The organism is Pigmentiphaga sp. NML080357, from assembly GCF_002188465.1.
Taxonomy (GTDB): Bacteria; Pseudomonadota; Gammaproteobacteria; order Burkholderiales; family Burkholderiaceae_B; genus Pigmentiphaga.
The window spans coordinates 32,881-50,345 of record NZ_NINW01000024.1; the positions used below are offsets into that span (position 1 = coordinate 32,881).

Below are 17,465 nucleotides of genomic sequence, written 5' to 3' on the forward strand. Positions count from 1 at the left end.
CGCGGGGATCTCTTCCCGTAGGCGTGGCCGGGGCGGGTGCGGTCAGACCGTGCCCCGCATGATGCCATCGATCCGGTCCAGCGCCCGCATGGCGGGCAGGACCGAAGCGATATCGCAGCGGCTCGGCCGGCCTTCGCGCAGGGCCGCGATGAACTCCGCGTCCTGCGCCTCGAACGCCGGCTGGGCGCCTGGCATCTCGACGGTGTTGCCGTCGCTGTCGGTCAGCTCGTCGCGGAAGGCGCGGTAGGTCTCCTCTTCGCCGATGTAGCGGTAGAAACCGCCGAACGGCCCCTTGTTGTTGAACGACATCGCCATGGTCAGCAGCGTGCCGCGCTTGCGGGACCGCATCGCCACCGTCAGGTCCATGGGGATGCCCAACTGCGGATGGTCCGGGCCGCGCTGGCCCCATACGTCGAACTCCGATTCGTCCAGCAGCCAGCAGAACAGGTCCACGGTGTGGCAGGCGTGATGCCAGAGGAGGCTGTCGACCCAGGTGCGGGGTTCGCCGAACATGTTCAGGTTGTTGCGGCGGAAGAAGTAGGTCTCGCAGACGAGATGATGAAGCGTGAAATCGCCGCTCTGGATGCGTTCGCGCAAATAGGTGTGCGGCGGCGCGAAGCGGCGGCTGTGCGCCACCATCATGGGCACGCCCGTTTCGGCCTGGACTTGCGCCAGGCGCTCGGTATCGGCCAGGGTCAGCGCCGCGGGAATCTCGATCAGCATGGGCTTGCCGAGGCGCGCCGCGAGTTCGGCGTGTTCGGCATGCTGGCCGGAAGGCGTGGCCAGCACGACCGCATCGATATCGGGACGCGCGAGCGTGGCCGCCAGGTCGTCGCTGCAGTCGGGTATGTTCCATTGCGCGGCCAGCTGGCGTCCGCGTCCGGGGTCGCCCATCGCCAGGGCGGCGATTTCGACGCCCGGCATGGAGGAAAAAATGCGCGCATGCGTCGATCCCATGGCGCCTTCGCCGGCTATGCAAAGGCGGATGGGGGAGGACGGTTGAGCTGGCATGGGCTGGGTCTCCGTAAGAGTATGGGGAGCGAGCCGGCGGCGGCCGGGGCTCTCGTCGCGACGGTATTTTAGGGCGCCGCAAATGAGTAAACTACCCTGCGTCCGCGCCAGGCATTGCCCGGCGCGCCGTCCACCAATCGCGAGGGGATAGAAAATGCCTGACAATGTTGCGCCTTTTCGTGCGGATACCGTAGGCAGCCTGCTGCGCACCGCGCCGCTCAAGGAAGCCCGGGCCCGATTCCAGCGTGGCGAGATCTCCGCCGACGCGCTCAAGCAGGTCGAGGACCAGGAAATCCGCAAGATCATCGCCAAGCAGGAGGAAATCGGCTTGCAGGCGATCACCGACGGCGAGTTCCGCCGTTCGTGGTGGCACTTCGATTTCCTCGAAGGGCTCGACGGCGTGGAGGGCTACGAGTCCATCCAGGGGATACAGTTCAACGGCGTGCAGACCAAGGCGCGCGGCATCAAGGTCACGGGCAAGCTGGGCTTCTCCGGCACGCATCCGATGATCGAGCATTTCAAGTTCCTGAAGGCCACCACCACGCGTGTGCCCAAGATGACGATCCCCAGCCCCAGCGTGCTGCATTTCCGCGGCGGGCGCAGCGCCATCGACAAGAAGACCTATCCCGAGATGGAGCCGTTCTTCGACGACCTGGCCGAGACCTATCGCCAGGTGGTCAAGGGCTTCGCCGATGCCGGCTGCCGCTATCTGCAGCTGGATGACACGGTCTGGGCCTACCTGTGCTCCGAAGAGCAGCGCAAGATGATCAGCGACCGCGGCGAGGACCCCTCCAGGCTCGCCGACATCTATGCGCGCATGATCAACCATGCGATCGCCGACCGTCCGGCCGACATGACGATCACCATGCACATCTGCCGCGGCAACTTCCGCTCCACCTGGATTTCCGAGGGCGGCTACGAGCCTGTGGCCGAAACCTTGTTCGGCAAGGTCGGCATCGACGGCTTCTTCCTCGAGTACGACAGCGCGCGTGCCGGCGGTTTCGAGCCGCTGCGCTTCGTCAAGCCGGGCAAGCAGCGCATCGTGCTGGGCCTGGTCACCACCAAGACCGGCGAGCTCGAAAACGCCGACAACGTCAAGAAGCGCATCGACGAGGCCGCGAAGTACGTCGCGCTGGAGCAGCTGTGCGTGAGCCCGCAATGCGGCTTTGCGTCCACCGAGGAAGGCAACAACCTGGCGGAAGAAGAGCAGTGGGCGAAGTTGCGGCTGACGGTGGATATCGCGCGCGATGTCTGGAAGTGATCAGCCCCCCGTACGTGACGCGCGCCTCCCAGGGGGTGGGCTTCCCTTGCAGGGATCTTCGCGCAGCGCGGGAGAAACCAGGATCTCTCGATCGTAGGTGCCCGGCTTGGCGGCTTGCTCGGTAATGCCTACCGACAGGACCGATGCGTCTTTCAGCCAGCGCGGCACGCCGATGTCGCGCCTGACGTGGCCGTTGCCGGCAAGGAGGACGACAGGGCGTCGAGGTTCGGTGCCGCTCGGAAGGGAGGCCTTGGCCACCGCCTGCGCCATGACCGCGTCGCGCGCGGTCTGCGCCCGGGCCATGCCGTCGAGCATGGAGGCGGGCAGGGCGCCGCAGTGGGCGTCGGCGACTTCCCGGCGCTGGGCAGCCAGCAGCTCGGGGGCCGGCGATAGCAGGCCGAGCGCGCGCAATTCGCCGGGCGGAAAGACGGTCGCCGGCCCTTGCCTGACCACTTTGCCGGCGTCGGCGCGGGACAGATTGGCGGCGACGAGCGGCAGTTTCTCCCGCAGCGCGAGTTCCAGCACGGGACGGTAGTGCGCCCAGTCCCAGCCGGTCTCGGCGGGCGTGGCGGCCCGGATGACGCAGTCGGCGTCGGCGCAGGTCCGCATGGCGCGGTCCAGGTCGGCCTGCCTTTCGCGATCGAACTGCTCCATGGCGATGACCGGTCGCCAGCCGTGGCGGACTGCCTCAGCCAGGGCTTGCCATCGCAGGCGGTGGCCTTCGGCGTTGTCGTGCACTTCGCCCAGCAGCACGGCGTCATGGCGCGGAAACGCCGCCGCGAGCCCGGCCACCTGAGCATCCTGCATGCCCGAAGGTCCCGCGCACGCGGCAAGCAACAGCGGCAGCGCGGCGCAAGCGGACGTCGCGGCGATCCTCATGCCTGCGCCTGCGGACGCGGGGTCCCGGGCGCGATCGCGGCGAGGCTGTCTGCCAGCGCGGTCCAGCGCGCGAGTTCCGGTTTGCCGGGCTTGCGTTCGCCGAAGAACTGCACGATCAGCGAGCCTTCGGCGTCGTAGCATTCGAGCGAGGTCACGATGCCGTCGGTGGTGGGTTTGCGCACCAGCCAGGCTTGCTTGAAGAGGTCCATGCGCAAGTGCAGGTTGAAGCCGTCGTCCAGTACGTTGAGCCAAGGTCCCATGAGGACGATGCGGTGCACCGGACCGGTATGGATCTGCACGCAGCCGGCATTGCCGACGAAGACCATGATGGGCAGCTCGGTTTCCGACGCCGAGCCCAGCACCGTATCCACCGCGCCCAGACCCACCTCCTGCGCGAACTCCGGCGGCGCCAGTCGCAGCGCCTGCGTGCGTTCGACTCCATGGCGACGCAGCAAGCCGAAGAATTCGTGGGTGTCGCGCAGCTCGCGCCATTCCTGGCGGAACGCCGCGATGTCGATGGCTTCGTCAGGCTTGCGTTCCGCCGCGGGGCGGGGCTGCGGGACCACGGGCTCGGCCTTGTCGGCATGCGCGGACAGCAGGGCCTCGAACGCCACGCGGTCGGTTTGCCCCACCACGTAGATCTTGTGCACGGCCTCGCCCTGCTGGTCGAAAACCTGCAGGCTGGGCCGCTCGCCGCCGACCGCGAAGGCGTGCCGCCATTGCGAGAGGAACAGGCGCAGGTCGATGTCGGGGTTCAGCGCCAGGCCCATCCTGCCTTCGATCTGCACATGCTCGTAGGCGCCGGTTTTCTCGTGCACGGCGGCCTCGTTGCGCGTGAGGGCCAGCAGCGGCCCGGCGGCCTTCAGCCCTCCGAGCAGCGTGTTCCAGTCGGGGCGCAGGCGGCGCGCCGACGGGTCCTGGGCGACCAGCTCGGCTTCGCTCGCGCCCAGTTGGGCGGCGGCATCGCGGATGCGCAGCTTGGGCTGCTCGGCTTTGAGCGCCTGATATCGTTGCCAGAGGGTAATCGCTGTCATGCCATGGACCTTGAAGGGCGGGTGAGATGGCTGTGAATGATAATGATTTTTATTAATTAGGGTAAGTCGGCCGATCGCATCGGGGGGAGGCGGCCGGTTACCCGACCGGGCGATTCGAGGTTTTCCGCCCTATACTAGAGTGTTACGTCATTCTCTTTGCGAGTTCCACCATGCCGCAATACCGTTCCCATACCTCCACCCATGGTCGCAACATGGCCGGGGCTCGTGCACTATGGCGCGCGACCGGCATGAAGGACGGCGATTTCGGCAAGCCGATCGTCGCGGTCGTCAACTCGTTCACCCAGTTCGTGCCGGGCCACGTGCACCTGAAGGACCTGGGCCAGATGGTCGCCCGAGAGATCGAAGCCGCCGGCGGCGTGGCCAAGGAGTTCAACACTATCGCGGTCGACGACGGCATCGCCATGGGCCACGGCGGCATGCTGTATTCGCTGCCCTCGCGCGAGCTGATCGCCGATTCGGTCGAGTACATGGTGAACGCCCATTGCGCCGACGCGATGGTCTGCATCTCCAACTGCGACAAAATCACCCCGGGGATGCTCATGGCCGCCATGCGGCTGAACATCCCGGCTGTGTTCGTGTCGGGTGGCCCGATGGAGGCCGGCAAGGTCATCGAGGCCTACCATCCCGCGCAGGACGTAGGCGGCCAGAAGATCATCAAGGTGGACCTGATCGACGCCATGATCAAGGCCGGCGATCCCACCGTGTCGGATGAAGACGTCGAGAACTACGAGCGCTCGGCCTGTCCCACTTGCGGATCGTGTTCCGGCATGTTCACCGCCAACTCCATGAACTGCCTGACCGAGGCGCTGGGGCTGTCGCTGCCCGGCAACGGCACGGTGGTGGCCACCCATGCCGACCGCAAGAACCTCTTCCTGCGCGCCGGCCGCCTGGCCGTGGAGCTGTGCAAGCGCTATTACGAACAGGATGACGCCTCGGTCCTGCCGCGCAACATCGCCACCAAGGCGGCGTTCATCAATGCGATGTCGCTGGACGTTTCCATGGGCGGCTCGACCAATACCGTGCTGCACCTGCTGGCGGCCGCGCAAGAGGGCGGCGTCGATTTCACGATGAGCGACATCGACCGCATCTCGCGCCACGTGCCGTGCCTGTGCAAGGTCGCGCCGGCCACTCAGCAGTATCACATCGAGGACGTGCATCGCGCGGGCGGCATCATGGCGATCCTGGGCGAACTCGACCGCGCCGGGCTGCTCGATACCTCGGTCTCCACGGTCCACAGCAAGACGCTGGGCGAGGCGATCGCCGCCAACGACGTCGCGGTCACCAAGGACGAGGCGGTGCATACCTTCTTCCGCGCGGCGCCCGGCGGCGTGCCCACGCAAGTGGCCTTCAGCCAGGACAAGCGCTTCGACAAGCTGGACCTGGACCGCAGCGCCGGCTGCATCCGCGACAAGGCCCATGCCTATTCGCAGGACGGCGGGCTGGCGGTGCTGTACGGCAACCTGGCCGAGAACGGCTGCATCGTGAAGACGGCGGGCGTGGACGAAAGCATCCTCAAGTTCACCGGCAAGGCGCGCATCTTCGAGAGCCAGGAGGACGCGGTGGACGGCATCCTGGGCGATACCGTCCATGCCGGCGACGTGGTCATCATCCGCTACGAAGGCCCCAAGGGCGGTCCCGGCATGCAGGAGATGCTCTATCCCACCTCCTACATCAAGTCCAAGGGCCTGGGCAAGTCTTGCGCGCTCTTGACCGACGGCCGCTTCTCCGGCGGATCGTCCGGCCTCGTGATTGGGCACGCCTCGCCGGAGGCCGCCGAGGGCGGCGCCATCGCGCTGGTGGAAGAGGGCGACATCATCGAGATCGACATCCCCAACCGCACCATCAACCTGCGGGTGGATGCCGCCGAACTGGCCAAGCGCCGCGAGTCGATGGAAGCGCGCGGCGACAAGGCCTGGACCCCGCTCGACCGCCGCCGCGTGGTGTCGCAGGCGCTGCAAGCCTACGGCATGATGGCCACCTCGGCCGACCGCGGCGCCGTGCGCGACATCTCGCAACTGACCCGCGCCTCCCGGACGCGCTAATCTCCGTACCCAGGACACTGCGGATCCGGCTCCGCCGGTCCGCAAGTAGCTCCTTCGGGACCCGGCGCCGGGTTGCCCCAGGGCGGATCCCGCCCTTTTTGCGGGGCTGCCGCGTATAGCGGCTGGGGGGCACCATTCTGGGCTCGCAATGCGCGTGGGCTGGGCTTTCCTCCCGCCCTACGCCTTGTCTTCCCGCTGCATCCGGTTGAGCAGTTTGACGAATTCGATCGCCAGCTTGCGGTGACTGGCGTCGAGCGACGAGAAATTGCGCCGCAGCAGGCGCAGGTCGTCGCCATAGGGAAGCTCGTCCCCGTCGCGCAATTCCGCGCCCCCGCGCACGACCTGGACATTTTCGACTAAGGCGTAGAGGTCGGTCACGCCGACATTCATGGCGCGGGCAATGTTTTCCAGGCGGCCGATAGAAGGCTTCTGCTTGCCGGTTTCGATGCGCGACAGGTTGCCCGCATCGGTTCCGACTTCCATGGCAATCGCCTCGAGCTTGAGCCCGAGCCTTTCTCGCGTTTGCCTGATCGCCGACCCTATGTCCATGGCATCATTGTCCGAACGCCTTGCCTGGTGCGCAAAGCGTGGGACGCAAGTATTTGGTGTATATTTTGCGTGTAAAGCAAAATGACGCGCGGCACCTGCAAGAAGCATCACTGGCAAAGGCGCCGCGTGTGCCAACGAGGGTTGCGTATCATGCAAAAAAGCAGCGGCGTTACCGAATTACTCGTGCTCAGCGGTATCGATGCCGATGGTCACGTTACCTGGATCTTCGTGCCGGGCGGATGGGATATCGGCGCGCTGGAAAGCCGGTTTCCGTTTTCCGGCCACGCCAGCGCGCCGCGCCGCAACGTGCTGGTCACCGTCGCGGTCGCGCGCGAGCTGGCGCGGGTCTACGGCTATCACCCGCTCCTGGAACTACCCGGCAAACCGAGCCTGGATCGTCTGCTTTCGGACGACCTTGCCGCGGTCAAGATGCTGATCGCGCGCGATCAGGACGCGACCTTCTCCGCCATGCCGCTATGACGCAGCAGGGCCTCGATGCTGGGGTCCCGCCCGCGGAACGCCCGGAACGACTCGATCGCCGGCCGGCTGCCGCCCATTTGCAGGATCTCCCGCAAGAAGCGTTCCCCAACATCCGGGCGTAGCGTGTCCTCCGTGGCCGCGTCTTCGAACGCCGCATAGGCGTCGGCCGACAGGACTTCCGCCCACTTGTAGCTGTAGTAGCCCGCCGAATAGCCACCCGCGAAGATGTGGCTGAAGGTATTGATCCAGCGCGAGACCTCCGGCTGTGGCAGGACGTGCATGCGGTCGTTCACCTCGCGCGACAGCGCCAGCACGCTTTGCCCGCCGTCCGGATCGTAATCGGTATGCAAATGCATGTCGGTGGCGGCGAGCACGACCTGGCGCAGCGTCATGAGGCCGCCCTGGAAGTTCTTGGCGGCAACCATCTTGTCGTACAGGGCGCGCGGCAGCGGTTCGCCGGTTTCCGCGTGGGCGGTCATCTGCTGGAGCACCGCCCATTCCCAGCAGAAGTTCTCCATGAACTGGCTGGGCAACTCGACCGCGTCCCACTCCACGCCGTTGATGCCGGAGACGCCCAGGTCTTCCATCTGCGTCAGCATGTGATGCAGGCCATGGCCGCATTCATGGAACAGCGTAATGACCTCGTCGTGGGTGAACAGCGAGGGTTTGCCGCCGCTGGGCGGCGTGAAGTTGCAGACGAGGTAGGCCACCGGCGTCTGGAGTTCGCCGGAAGGGCGGCGGTAGCGGGTGCGGGCGTCGTCCATCCACGCTCCCCCGCGCTTGCCTTCGCGCGCATACAGGTCCAGGTAGAACTGCGCGACCAGCGTGCCGGCGGCCGATTCGACCCGGAAGAAACGCACGTCCGGGTGCCAGACAGGAGCGCTGTCGGGACGGATGCGGACCGAGAACAGCGTTTCGATGACCTTGAAGAGGCCCGCCAGCACCTTGGGTTCGGGGAAATATTGCTTGACCTCGTTTTCCGAGAAGGCATAGCGCGCCTGGCGGAGTTTTTCGGAGGCGTAGGCGATGTCCCACGGTTCGAGCTCAGCCAGGCCGAGCTCGGCGGCCGCGAATTCACGCAGCTCGCGCAGATCGCGCTCGGCGTAGGGATGGGCGCGTTCGGCCAGCTCGGCCAGGAACTTCTGCACCTGTTCCGGCGTGTCGGCCATCTTGGGCACCAGCGAGACCTCGCCATAGTTGGCGTAGCCCAGCAGGCCGGCTTCCTCGCGGCGCAGGCGCAGCAAGTCCAGCATGATGGCGGTGTTGTCCCATTCCGCCTTGCCCTGGCCGTGCTCGGGGCCCAGTTCCGAGGCGCGTGTGACGTGCGCCTTGTACATTTTTTCGCGCAAGGCGCGGTTGTCGGCATACTGCAGGACCGGGAAGTAGGAGGGGAAGTGCAGGGTGAACTTCCAGGCCGGCGCCGCGTCCGTGCCTTCGCCCGCCTTGCGGGCGGCTTCGCGCGCCGCTTCCTTCACGTCGTCGGGCAGGCCGGCCAGTCCGGATTCGTCCCGCACGACGAGCGAGAACGTATTGGTCGCGTCGAGCACGTGGTCGGAGAAAGACTTGGACAGCGTGGCCTGCTGTTCCTGGATCTCGGCGAAGCGAGGCTTCTTGTCCTCGGGCAATTCCGCGCCGCCCAGGCGGAAGCCGCGCAGCTCGTTCTCGATCAGCTTCTTGCGGGCCGGCGTCTGGCGCTGGAACTCGGCGCTCGCGGCCAGCTTCTTGTAGCGCTCGTACAGGGCCTGGTTCTGGCCCAGGCTCGCCCAGAATTCCGTCACCCGGGGCAGGTTCTCGCCATAGGCGGCGCGCAATTCCGGCGTGTCGGCAACGGCGTTCAGGTGGCCCACCACGCCCCACGCGCGCGACAGGCCCTCGGTGCCTTCGTCCAGCGTCTCGACCACGTTCTGCCAGGTTGCCGGCGCGTCCGCGGCCTGGTCCGCCTCGAGTTTTTCCACGGCCTTCCGCGCCCGCTCCAGCAGCGCCGATACCGCCGGGGTGATGTGCTCGGGGCGGATGGCATCGAACCGGGCCAGGCCCGACAGGTCCATGAGCGGATTGTCGGCCAGGTCGGCGGAAGAGGAGGCGGACGCTTGCACCATGGAAAACTCCTGAATACTGACTGTGCCCCGTAGATGGGGGCAAAACAAGAAAACACCAGGGGAAGACCGAAGACAGGAACGCAAAAACGCCGTCCAGGCCGGCCTGGCGGCACCCCAGGGCGCCGCGGATCCGGCTTTGCCGGTCCGCCAGCGCCGCCCCTTGAGGGGGAGCGGCCGCAGGCCGCTAGGGGGCGGGCCTCCCCTGGGCTACCTTTCCGCCGACTCCAGCGTGTTGGCCAGCAGCATCGTGATGGTCATGGGGCCGACGCCGCCCGGCACGGGAGTGATCCAGCCCGCCACTTCCGACACGCTGGCGAAGTCGACGTCGCCGCACAGCTTGCCGGCCTCGTCGCGATTGATGCCGACGTCAATCACCACCGCGCCGGGTTTGACCATGTCGCCGGTGAGCGTGTTGCGGCGGCCCACGGCGGCCACGACCACGTCGGCTTGCCGCGTGTGGTGGGCGAGGTCGGGGGTGGCGCTATGGCAGATCGTGACCGTGGCGTTGGCCTGCAGCAGCAGCAAGGCCATGGGCTTGCCCACGGTATTGCTGCGCCCGATCACCACGGCATGCTTGCCGCGCAGGTCGTAGCCGGTGCTTTCGATCAGCTTCATGCAGCCGTAGGGCGTGCAAGGGCGAAAACCCTCGAGCCCGGCCATCAGCTCGCCGGCGCTGAGCACGGAATAGCCGTCCACGTCCTTGCGGGTGGAAATGGCTTCGATGACCTTGTGCGGATCGATGTGCTTGGGCAGCGGCATCTGGACCAGGATGCCGTGGATGGACGGATCGTGGTTGAGCAGGTCGATGCGGGCCAGCAGCTCGGCCTCGGTCATCGTCGCTTCGTATTTTTCCAGCACCGAGTGGAAACCCGCGTCGTGGCACGCCTTGACCTTGTTGCGCACGTACACGTGCGAGGCCGGATCGTCCCCCACCAGGATCACCGCCAGGCCGGGGCGCTTGCCTTGCTGCGTGAGTTCGGCGGCGCGCCGGGCGATGTCGGAGCGGATCTGCTTGGAAAGTTCGTTGCCGTTGATGAGGCGTGCGGGCATGGCGGTCGGTAGGGAATAGGTGGAGAAACGGTGGCGGGAAGCCTTAGACATTTTAGCGCAGGGGCTGCGCGGCATGTTCAGCCAGCCGATCCCGTTTCTTCTGCCTTCATCATGGCTGCCACGGCGCGATCCGCAGGATGGGCGGAGGCGTCCAGGCCTTCCAGAACGCCTTGCCGATCCGCGGCGTTGCGGTTCTGGCTCATCTTCCATTTGGCCTCGAGCCGCGCGATGGGCAGCTCCAGTCCCACGATGGCCGACAGCTTTTCCTCGATGAAGGCGGGCGGCGCATCGCTCATCTTCCAGGGATCGTCGCGCCCCTGCTCGAAAATTCGCGTCAACCGGCCCACCACGCCGGCCACCCAGCGGGGATCGTCGTGCACGATGACCCGGCCCCGGGCATGCACCGCCGCGTAGTTGTACGTCGGCACGACCTCGTGGGCGGTGCGCTTGGTTTCGTAGAGGCTGGGCGACACATAGGCGCCCGGCCCCTGGAAGACGACCAGGCTCTCCGCCCCGCAACCGGCCAGCGCCCGCCACACGGGATTGGCCCGCGCCACGTGGCAGAGCAGCGTGCCTTGAGGCCCGCGATCGGGATCGAGAAGAAAGGGCAGGTGATTGGCATCCACGCCCTCCGGCCCCGCCGTGACGAGGATGCCGAGCGGATAGTCGCGGATCAGTCCATGGATCTTGCCGACATCGTCCTGCTCGAAGTGCGGCGGCAGATACATAGTTACCTCGGTATCGGATCGGCAGGCAAGTAAGAGAAGAGAGGGGCCAAGAACTCCATCCCCCGCCAGCCCGGTAGTACCTCCAGGATGCGGGTGGATCCGGCTCCGCCGGTCCACCCGCATCGCCCCCTTGAGGGCGCGCGCGAAGCGCGTAGGGGGTGGGCCTCCCTGCCGGGCCGCCCCAACGCGGGTCCCGGCCCCCTTGGGGGGCTGCCGCGTAGCGGCTGGGGGCCCACCATTCTGGGCGCCCGTCAGGGCGTAGGGGGGCTACCCCTGGGGCCTATGATGCAGCGCCACCTTCATCAGGTCCGCCACGGTCGTGACCTGCAGTTTTTCCATGATGTTGGCGCGATGCGCCTCCACGGTCTTGATGCTGATGCCCAGGTCGTCGGCGATCTGCTTGTTCAGCCGGCCCGCCACGATGCGCTCGAGCACCTGCTGTTCGCGCACCGTCAGCCGCGCCAGCAGGGCCTCGTGCCCGCGGCGGGTGGCTTCGTCGGCGGCGCGGGCGTGGGCCTGTTCCAGCATGTTGGCGATGATCTGGCGCAGGTCGGCCTCGTTGAAGGGTTTCTCGAGGAAATCGACCGCTCCCTTCTTCATGGTGGAGACGGCCATGGGCACGTCGCCGTGGCCCGTCACGAACACGATGGGCAGCGTGGACTTCTTGGCCAGCAATTGTTCCTGGAGCTCCAGCCCCGTCATGCCCGGCATCCGCACGTCGGCGATCAGGACGCCTATCACCTCGGGATCGTATTCGGCCAGGAAGCGTTCCGCGCTTTCATAGGCCCGTACCCGGTAGCCGTTGGCCTCCAGCAGCCAGCGGAGAGAATCGCGCACGGCTTCGTCGTCGTCGACAATGAAGACCGTGCTGGATTGGGGCGTATTGCTCATTAGGTAAGCTCCTTGGGGGCGGATTCCAGTTCTGGGGCCGGTCCGGTCGGCAGGATCGGACGTACCCACGGAAGCGTGAACCTGAAGATGGTGCCTCCGGCGGGATTGGGTTCGGCCCACAGCCGGCCGTGGTGGAATTCGATGATCGTGCGGCAAATATTCAGGCCCATGCCCATGCCTTCCGATTTGGTGCTGTAGAAAGGCTCGAACAGCCGTTCGGGATCGGCCAGCCCATGGCCGCTGTCGGTCACCGCCACTTCCACCATGTCGTCGCGCACGTTCGCTTCCACCAGCAGCTCCCGCTTCTCCGAATCCTGCATGGCCTCCAGGCCGTTCTTGAGCAGGTTCAAAACCACCTGTTCGATGAGGATAGGATCGGCGAGAACGTCCGGCAACTGTTCGGGTATTTTTTGAATGATGTCGATCCGCCGGGTCCGGGACTCGATCCCGGCGAAACCGACCGCATTATCCACGATCGTGGGCAAGCTTACCCGCTGGCGCTTGGGTTCGCTACGCTTCACGAATTCGCGTATGCGGCGGATGATCATACCCGCACGCTGGGCCTGTGCGGTGGTTTTTTCCAGGGCCGGCAGCAATTTGGCGGGATCGGTATCGCCCGAGCGCACCAGCGCCACGACCCCCATGCTGTAGTTATTGATGGCGGTAAGTGGCTGGTTCAATTCGTGGGCGAGCGACGAGGCCATTTCCCCCATGGTGATCAGGCGGCTGGTGAGCTGGATCTTCTCCTGCTGGGCGCGCGAGGCCTCTTCGGAGGCGCGGCGCTCGGTGATGTCGCGCGCGACCTGCATCCGCACCCGGCGCCCGTCCACCCATTGCAGCATGCGGTGGCGCACCTCGAACCAGCGGTGGGTGGACGAGGAATAGACCTCGATCGCTTCATCGGTGAAACGTCCACGCCGGCCCGCCGACAATTCATCGTGGCCGGTGGCCTGCGAGCCGAGCACGCGCCGGTAGGTCTTGTTGGCGAACAGCAGCTCCGAGCCCTTGGGCGTTTCGGCGGTGACCGAGATGGCGTCGTCCAGGCCCTCCAGGACCGTCATGAAGCGCTCGTGGGCGGCGGCCAGGGCCTCGCGGATGCGCTTGGGCTCGGTAATGTCCGTCATCGAGGTCATCCAGCCGGTCTGCACGCCGCGCTGGTCGAGCAGGGGCGAGACGTACATCCGCGCGAAGAAGATCGAGCCGTCGCGGCGCTGCGCCTCCATCTCGAAGCCGCTGCTGGGCGCGTTGCCCGACAGCAGCATCTCGGTGTTGCGCCACTGGGCGGCATGGTCGCCCTGCGGCCAGTAGGGGTAGGGGGGGGTGCGGCCCAGCAGGTCGGCCTCGTCCCACCCCATCATGCGGCAGAAGGCCGGGTTCACGTAGGTAATGCGACCCTCCATGTCCAGCACCCGCATGCCGGTCAGCATGGAGTTTTCCATCGCGCGGCGGAAGGCGGTCTCGGCGATCAGGGCCTGTTCGGCCTGGGAGCGGAAGCGGGTGTGGCGCCACAGCGCGAACAGGCTCCAGATGATTACCGCCGACAGCGACACCACCACCCACACCAGCATGGTCTGCGAGGTGTCGGTCTGCGTGCGGTAGCCGCGGGCGCTCAGCGTCATGCCGTTGCCCGGAGGATCGAGCGGCACTTCGTACGAATTGATCGCCCCCTTGTCGGCGCGCGAGGATGACGACACCAGCGGCATTTCGTTGCCGTCGAGGATGGATACCTTGTATTTGCGCGCCGTTTCCTGCGGGATCAGGTGCTGCAGCATGGCGTCCACCGAATAGACGGTGGCCAGCGTGCCGAGGAAGCGGTCGTCCTGGAAGACGGGCACGTACAGGTCCAGGTAGACCTCATTGTACTGCCCCCGGTAGGGGCGGGAGTAGGCCGGCCGATGCTCGTCGCGGGCAATCTCGAAGGCGCGGAAGGCTTCCGGCTCCGCCGCGCCCGGCGCGCTCATCCGGAAACTCTGGCCGGCGCGGCGGTCCGGGGTCGACACCCATACCGCCTTGCGGTCGGCATTGATCCAGGCCACGTGGATGATTTCGGGGTGCTCCACCAGCAGTTCCCGCGCATCGTCCAGGAATCGGCTCTCGGTCATGTTGGTGCGCACGAGGTCGCGGCCCAGCGCGCCCATGCGGTCGCGGGCGGCCAGCATGCGCAGGCGCATCGATTGCTGCGCCCAGTCGACGTCGCGCACCAGGGTGCCGTAGCGCTGGGCGTCGTCGCGCGCGTCGAGCCACCACAGGATGGAACCCATGACGCAGACGAACAGCCCCAGCGCGATGGCCGGTGTCAGCCAGTACCAGCTGCGGCGGCGCAAGCGCCCCAGATCCTTGAACGGGGCGGGAATATTAGAAGGATTAACGGTAGACATGGAGAAAGTTTACGCACATGCGTGCGCAAGGGAATCCGCGGGTTTATTGCAGTGCAGAATGCTTTTATTCCGGATCCGTGTTAGATTTCACATCGTGGTAAATGATATCGTAAAGCGAAATTTTTATTGCATGGAAGGCTTCCTGCCTTCTAGAATCGCGCCGGAGTTGCAGAAGGGCCCTAGTTTTACATAGGCGAAGGCCGCCAACAGCGACTAAACCCTCGGATGGCTACGAGCCGTCCGGATGTCAGAGAGACTCAGGAGACAGGCATGTCCGCTCTTCCTCAGGTCGGGGCCGGTGTAACCGCGGCCAACGACGAAGATACCCTGGAAACCCAAGAATGGCTCGACGCCCTGGAAGCGGTTCTCGACCGCGAAGGCCCTGAGCGTGCGCACTACCTGCTGGAACGCCTGATCGACCTGGCCCGCCGTTCCGGTGCCTACATCCCGTTTTCCCCCAATACCGCCTACGTCAACACCATTCCTCCGCACATGGAGCCGGCGCATCCGGGCAAGCTGGACCTGGAAAACCGCATCCGCTCCTATATTCGCTGGAACGCGATGGCGATGGTGGTCAAGGCCAACCGCCTGCATCCGCCCGACGGCGGCGACCTGGGCGGCCACATCGCCTCGTTCGCCTCGCTGGCGACCATGATCGAAACCGGCCAGAACCACTTCTGGCACGCCGAAACCGAAAACCGCGGCGGCGACCTGGTGTACTTCCAGGGCCATTCCTCGCCGGGTGTCTACGCCCGCGCCTTCCTGGAAGGCCGCCTGTCGGAAGACCAGCTCAACCATTTCCGCCAGGAAGTCGACGGCAAGGGCCTGTCGTCCTACCCGCATCCGAAGCTGATGCCCGACTTCTGGCAGTTCCCGACCGTCTCGATGGGCCTGGGCCCCCTGATGGCCATCTACCAGGCCCGCTTCCTGAAATACCTGCACGCCCGCGGCATCGCCGACACCAGCAACCGCAAGGTCTGGGTGTTCTGCGGCGACGGCGAAATGGACGAGCCCGAGTCGCTGGGCGCCATCAGCCTGGCCTCGCGCGAAAAGCTGGACAACCTGGTGTTCGTCATCAACTGCAACCTGCAGCGCCTGGACGGCCCGGTGCGCGGCAACGGCAAGATCATCCAGGAACTGGAAGGCGAATTCCGCGGCAGCGGCTGGAACGTCATCAAGCTGATCTGGGGCGGCTACTGGGATCCGCTGCTGGCGCGCGACAAGGAAGGCATCCTGCGCCAGATCATGGAAGAGACCGTCGACGGCGAATACCAGGCCTACAAGGCCAACGACGGCGCCTTCGTGCGCGAGAAATTCTTCGGCAAGCATCCCAAGCTGCTGGAGATGGTCAGCCGCATGAGCGACGAGGATATCTGGCGCCTGAACCGCGGCGGCCATGACCCGCACAAGGTCTACGCCGCGTTCGACGCCGCGCAGAAAAGCGAGGGCCGCCCGACCGTCATCCTGGCCAAGACCATCAAGGGCTACGGCATGGGGGCCGCCGGCGAGTCGCGCAACCCCGCGCACCAGCAGAAGAAGCTGGACAACGACATCATCCGCGCCTACCGCGACCGCTTCAATATCCCGGTGCCGGACGACAAGCTCGAAGAGCTGCCGTACTTCAAGCCCGCGGACGACGCGCCCGAGATGAAGTACCTGCACGAGCGGCGCCAGGCCCTGGGCGGCTACCTGCCGCACCGCCGCCAGAAGGCCGACGAGCACCTGCCCGTGCCCGCGCTGTCGACCTTCCAGGCCGTGCTGGACCCCACCGCCGAAGGCCGCGAGATCTCGACCACGCAAGCCTTCGTGCGCATCCTGACGCAGCTGCTTCGCGACAAGACGCTCGGCCCGCGCGTCGTGCCCATCGTGCCCGACGAGTCGCGCACTTTCGGCATGGAAGGCATGTTCCGCCAGATCGGCATCTACGCGCCGGAAGGCCAGAAGTACGTGCCCGTGGACAAGGCCCAGGTCATGTACTACCGCGAAGCGGCCGACGGCCAGATACTGGAAGAGGGCATCAACGAAGCGGGCGCGATGAGCTCGTGGATCGCCGCGGCGACGTCCTACTCGTCGAACAACCGCATCATGGTGCCGTTCTATATCTATTACTCGATGTTCGGCTTCCAGCGCATCGGCGACCTGGCCTGGGCCGCCGGCGACATGCAGGCCCGCGGCTTCATGCTGGGCGGCACCGCCGGCCGCACGACGCTCAACGGCGAGGGCCTGCAGCACGAGGACGGCCACAGCCACCTGATGTCGGCCACCATCCCCAACTGCGTGTCGTACGACCCGACCTTCGCGCACGAACTGGCGGTCATCATCCAGAACGGCCTGAAGCGCATGGTGGAAGACCAGGAAAACGTCTTCTACTACATCACGGTCATGAACGAGAACTATGCCCAGCCGGGCCTGAAGGCCGGCGACGAAGAGGGCATCATCCGCGGCATGTACCGGCTCAAGAAGAGCGAGGCCAAGGCCGAGCACCGCGTCCAGCTCATGGGCTCGGGCACTATCCTGCGCGAGGTCATCGCCGCCCAGGAGCTGCTCGAGAAAGACTGGGGCGTCGCCGCCGACGTCTGGAGCGTGACCAGCTTCACCGAGCTGCGCCGCAACGGCCTGGACGCCGAGCGCCACAACCTGCTGCATCCCACCGAGAAGAAGCCGCAGGTGGCCTACGTGACCGAAGTGCTGGAAAAGACCGAAGGCCCGATCGTCGCCTCGACCGACTACATGAAGTCCTTCGCCGACCAGATCCGTCCGTTCATCCCCAAGGGCCGCACCTATAACGTGCTGGGCACCGACGGGTTCGGCCGCTCCGACTTCCGCGCCAAGCTGCGCGAGCACTTCGAGGTGGATCGCCACTTCGTCACGCTGTCCGCCCTGAAGGCGCTGGCCGACGAAGGCAAGATCCCGATGAAGAAGGTCGCCGAGGCCATCAAGAAGTACGGCATCAACCCCGAGAAAGCCAACCCTCAATACGCGTGATCGACGGCCGGGATGGGTAAGATAGGGCAGCGCCCCCGTCTTGCCCGCCCGGCCGGC

The 17,465-nt window shown here is 66.0% G+C and carries 13 protein-coding genes; 4 read left to right on the top strand and 9 right to left on the bottom strand.

Translation table 11 applies throughout. The features are described 5' to 3' along the window. Positions 1 to 42: 42 nt before the first annotated feature. Positions 43 to 1,011 carry a Gfo/Idh/MocA family oxidoreductase gene (locus tag CDO44_RS07440; protein WP_087779598.1) on the bottom strand — a complete coding sequence of 323 codons (969 nt, stop codon included), beginning with the start codon at positions 1,009 to 1,011 and terminating at the stop codon, positions 43 to 45. A 154-nt stretch (positions 1,012 to 1,165) separates the two neighbouring features. On the opposite strand from CDO44_RS07440, the gene CDO44_RS07445 reads away from it, so the two are divergent. Next, on the top strand, positions 1,166 to 2,272 hold the full coding sequence (locus CDO44_RS07445) for a cobalamin-independent methionine synthase II family protein (protein ID WP_087779599.1): 1,107 nt from the start codon (positions 1,166 to 1,168) through the stop codon (positions 2,270 to 2,272). Here CDO44_RS07445 and CDO44_RS07450 read toward each other — a convergent pair whose 3' ends face one another. Continuing rightward, entirely contained in the window at positions 2,273 to 3,151 is an 879-nt protein-coding gene (locus CDO44_RS07450; protein WP_198951320.1) for a ChaN family lipoprotein, read from the bottom strand. Then, positions 3,148 to 4,185 carry a hemin-degrading factor gene (locus CDO44_RS07455; RefSeq protein ID WP_087779600.1) on the bottom strand — a complete coding sequence of 346 codons (1,038 nt, stop codon included), beginning with the start codon at positions 4,183 to 4,185 and terminating at the stop codon, positions 3,148 to 3,150. Before CDO44_RS07455 ends, CDO44_RS07450 begins: the two co-directional genes overlap by 4 nt. A 170-nt stretch (positions 4,186 to 4,355) precedes the next feature. On the opposite strand from CDO44_RS07455, the gene ilvD reads away from it, so the two are divergent. Then, complete coding sequence (gene ilvD / locus CDO44_RS07460; RefSeq protein ID WP_087779601.1) at positions 4,356 to 6,248, top strand: dihydroxy-acid dehydratase; 1,893 nt, start codon at positions 4,356 to 4,358, stop codon at positions 6,246 to 6,248. 177 nt (positions 6,249 to 6,425) lie between these two features. Here the strand turns inward: ilvD and CDO44_RS07465 are convergent, their stop codons facing one another. After that, complete coding sequence (locus CDO44_RS07465; protein WP_369824581.1) at positions 6,426 to 6,905, bottom strand: helix-turn-helix domain-containing protein; 480 nt, start codon at positions 6,903 to 6,905, stop codon at positions 6,426 to 6,428. Between CDO44_RS07465 and CDO44_RS07470 the strand changes: the two genes are divergently transcribed. After that, positions 6,879 to 7,277 (top strand): hypothetical protein, encoded by a 399-nt coding sequence (locus CDO44_RS07470; protein WP_144389483.1) that lies wholly within the window; start codon positions 6,879 to 6,881, stop codon positions 7,275 to 7,277. The two genes, CDO44_RS07465 and CDO44_RS07470, sit on opposite strands and share 27 nt — an antisense overlap. Here CDO44_RS07470 and CDO44_RS07475 read toward each other — a convergent pair. From CDO44_RS07475 to CDO44_RS07495, 5 genes are all read right to left on the bottom strand, one after another. After that, complete coding sequence (locus CDO44_RS07475) at positions 7,244 to 9,376, bottom strand: M3 family metallopeptidase (RefSeq protein WP_087779604.1); 2,133 nt, start codon at positions 9,374 to 9,376, stop codon at positions 7,244 to 7,246. The genes CDO44_RS07470 and CDO44_RS07475 overlap by 34 nt on opposite strands. A 207-nt stretch (positions 9,377 to 9,583) precedes the next feature. Continuing rightward, complete coding sequence (folD, locus tag CDO44_RS07480; RefSeq protein WP_087779605.1) at positions 9,584 to 10,426, bottom strand: bifunctional methylenetetrahydrofolate dehydrogenase/methenyltetrahydrofolate cyclohydrolase FolD; 843 nt, start codon at positions 10,424 to 10,426, stop codon at positions 9,584 to 9,586. Positions 10,427 to 10,503: 77 nt separating this feature from the next. After that, on the bottom strand, positions 10,504 to 11,154 hold the full coding sequence (locus tag CDO44_RS07485) for an FMN-binding negative transcriptional regulator (RefSeq protein WP_087779606.1): 651 nt from the start codon (positions 11,152 to 11,154) through the stop codon (positions 10,504 to 10,506). Positions 11,155 to 11,421: 267 nt separating this feature from the next. Further along, a complete protein-coding gene (locus tag CDO44_RS07490) occupies positions 11,422 to 12,045 on the bottom strand; it encodes a response regulator transcription factor (protein ID WP_087779607.1) in 624 nt (207 codons plus the stop codon). Next, the gene (locus CDO44_RS07495) at positions 12,045 to 14,423 is read right to left on the bottom strand and encodes a PAS domain S-box protein (RefSeq protein ID WP_369824562.1); all 2,379 of its coding nucleotides are present in this window, start codon (positions 14,421 to 14,423) and stop codon (positions 12,045 to 12,047) included. Before CDO44_RS07495 ends, CDO44_RS07490 begins: the two co-directional genes overlap by 1 nt. 270 nt (positions 14,424 to 14,693) lie before the next feature. Here CDO44_RS07495 and aceE point away from each other — a divergent pair, with 270 nt between their 5' ends. Beyond that, a complete protein-coding gene (gene aceE / locus CDO44_RS07500) occupies positions 14,694 to 17,408 on the top strand; it encodes a pyruvate dehydrogenase (acetyl-transferring), homodimeric type (protein WP_087779608.1) in 2,715 nt (904 codons plus the stop codon). The last annotated feature ends 57 nt before the right edge of the window (positions 17,409 to 17,465 follow it).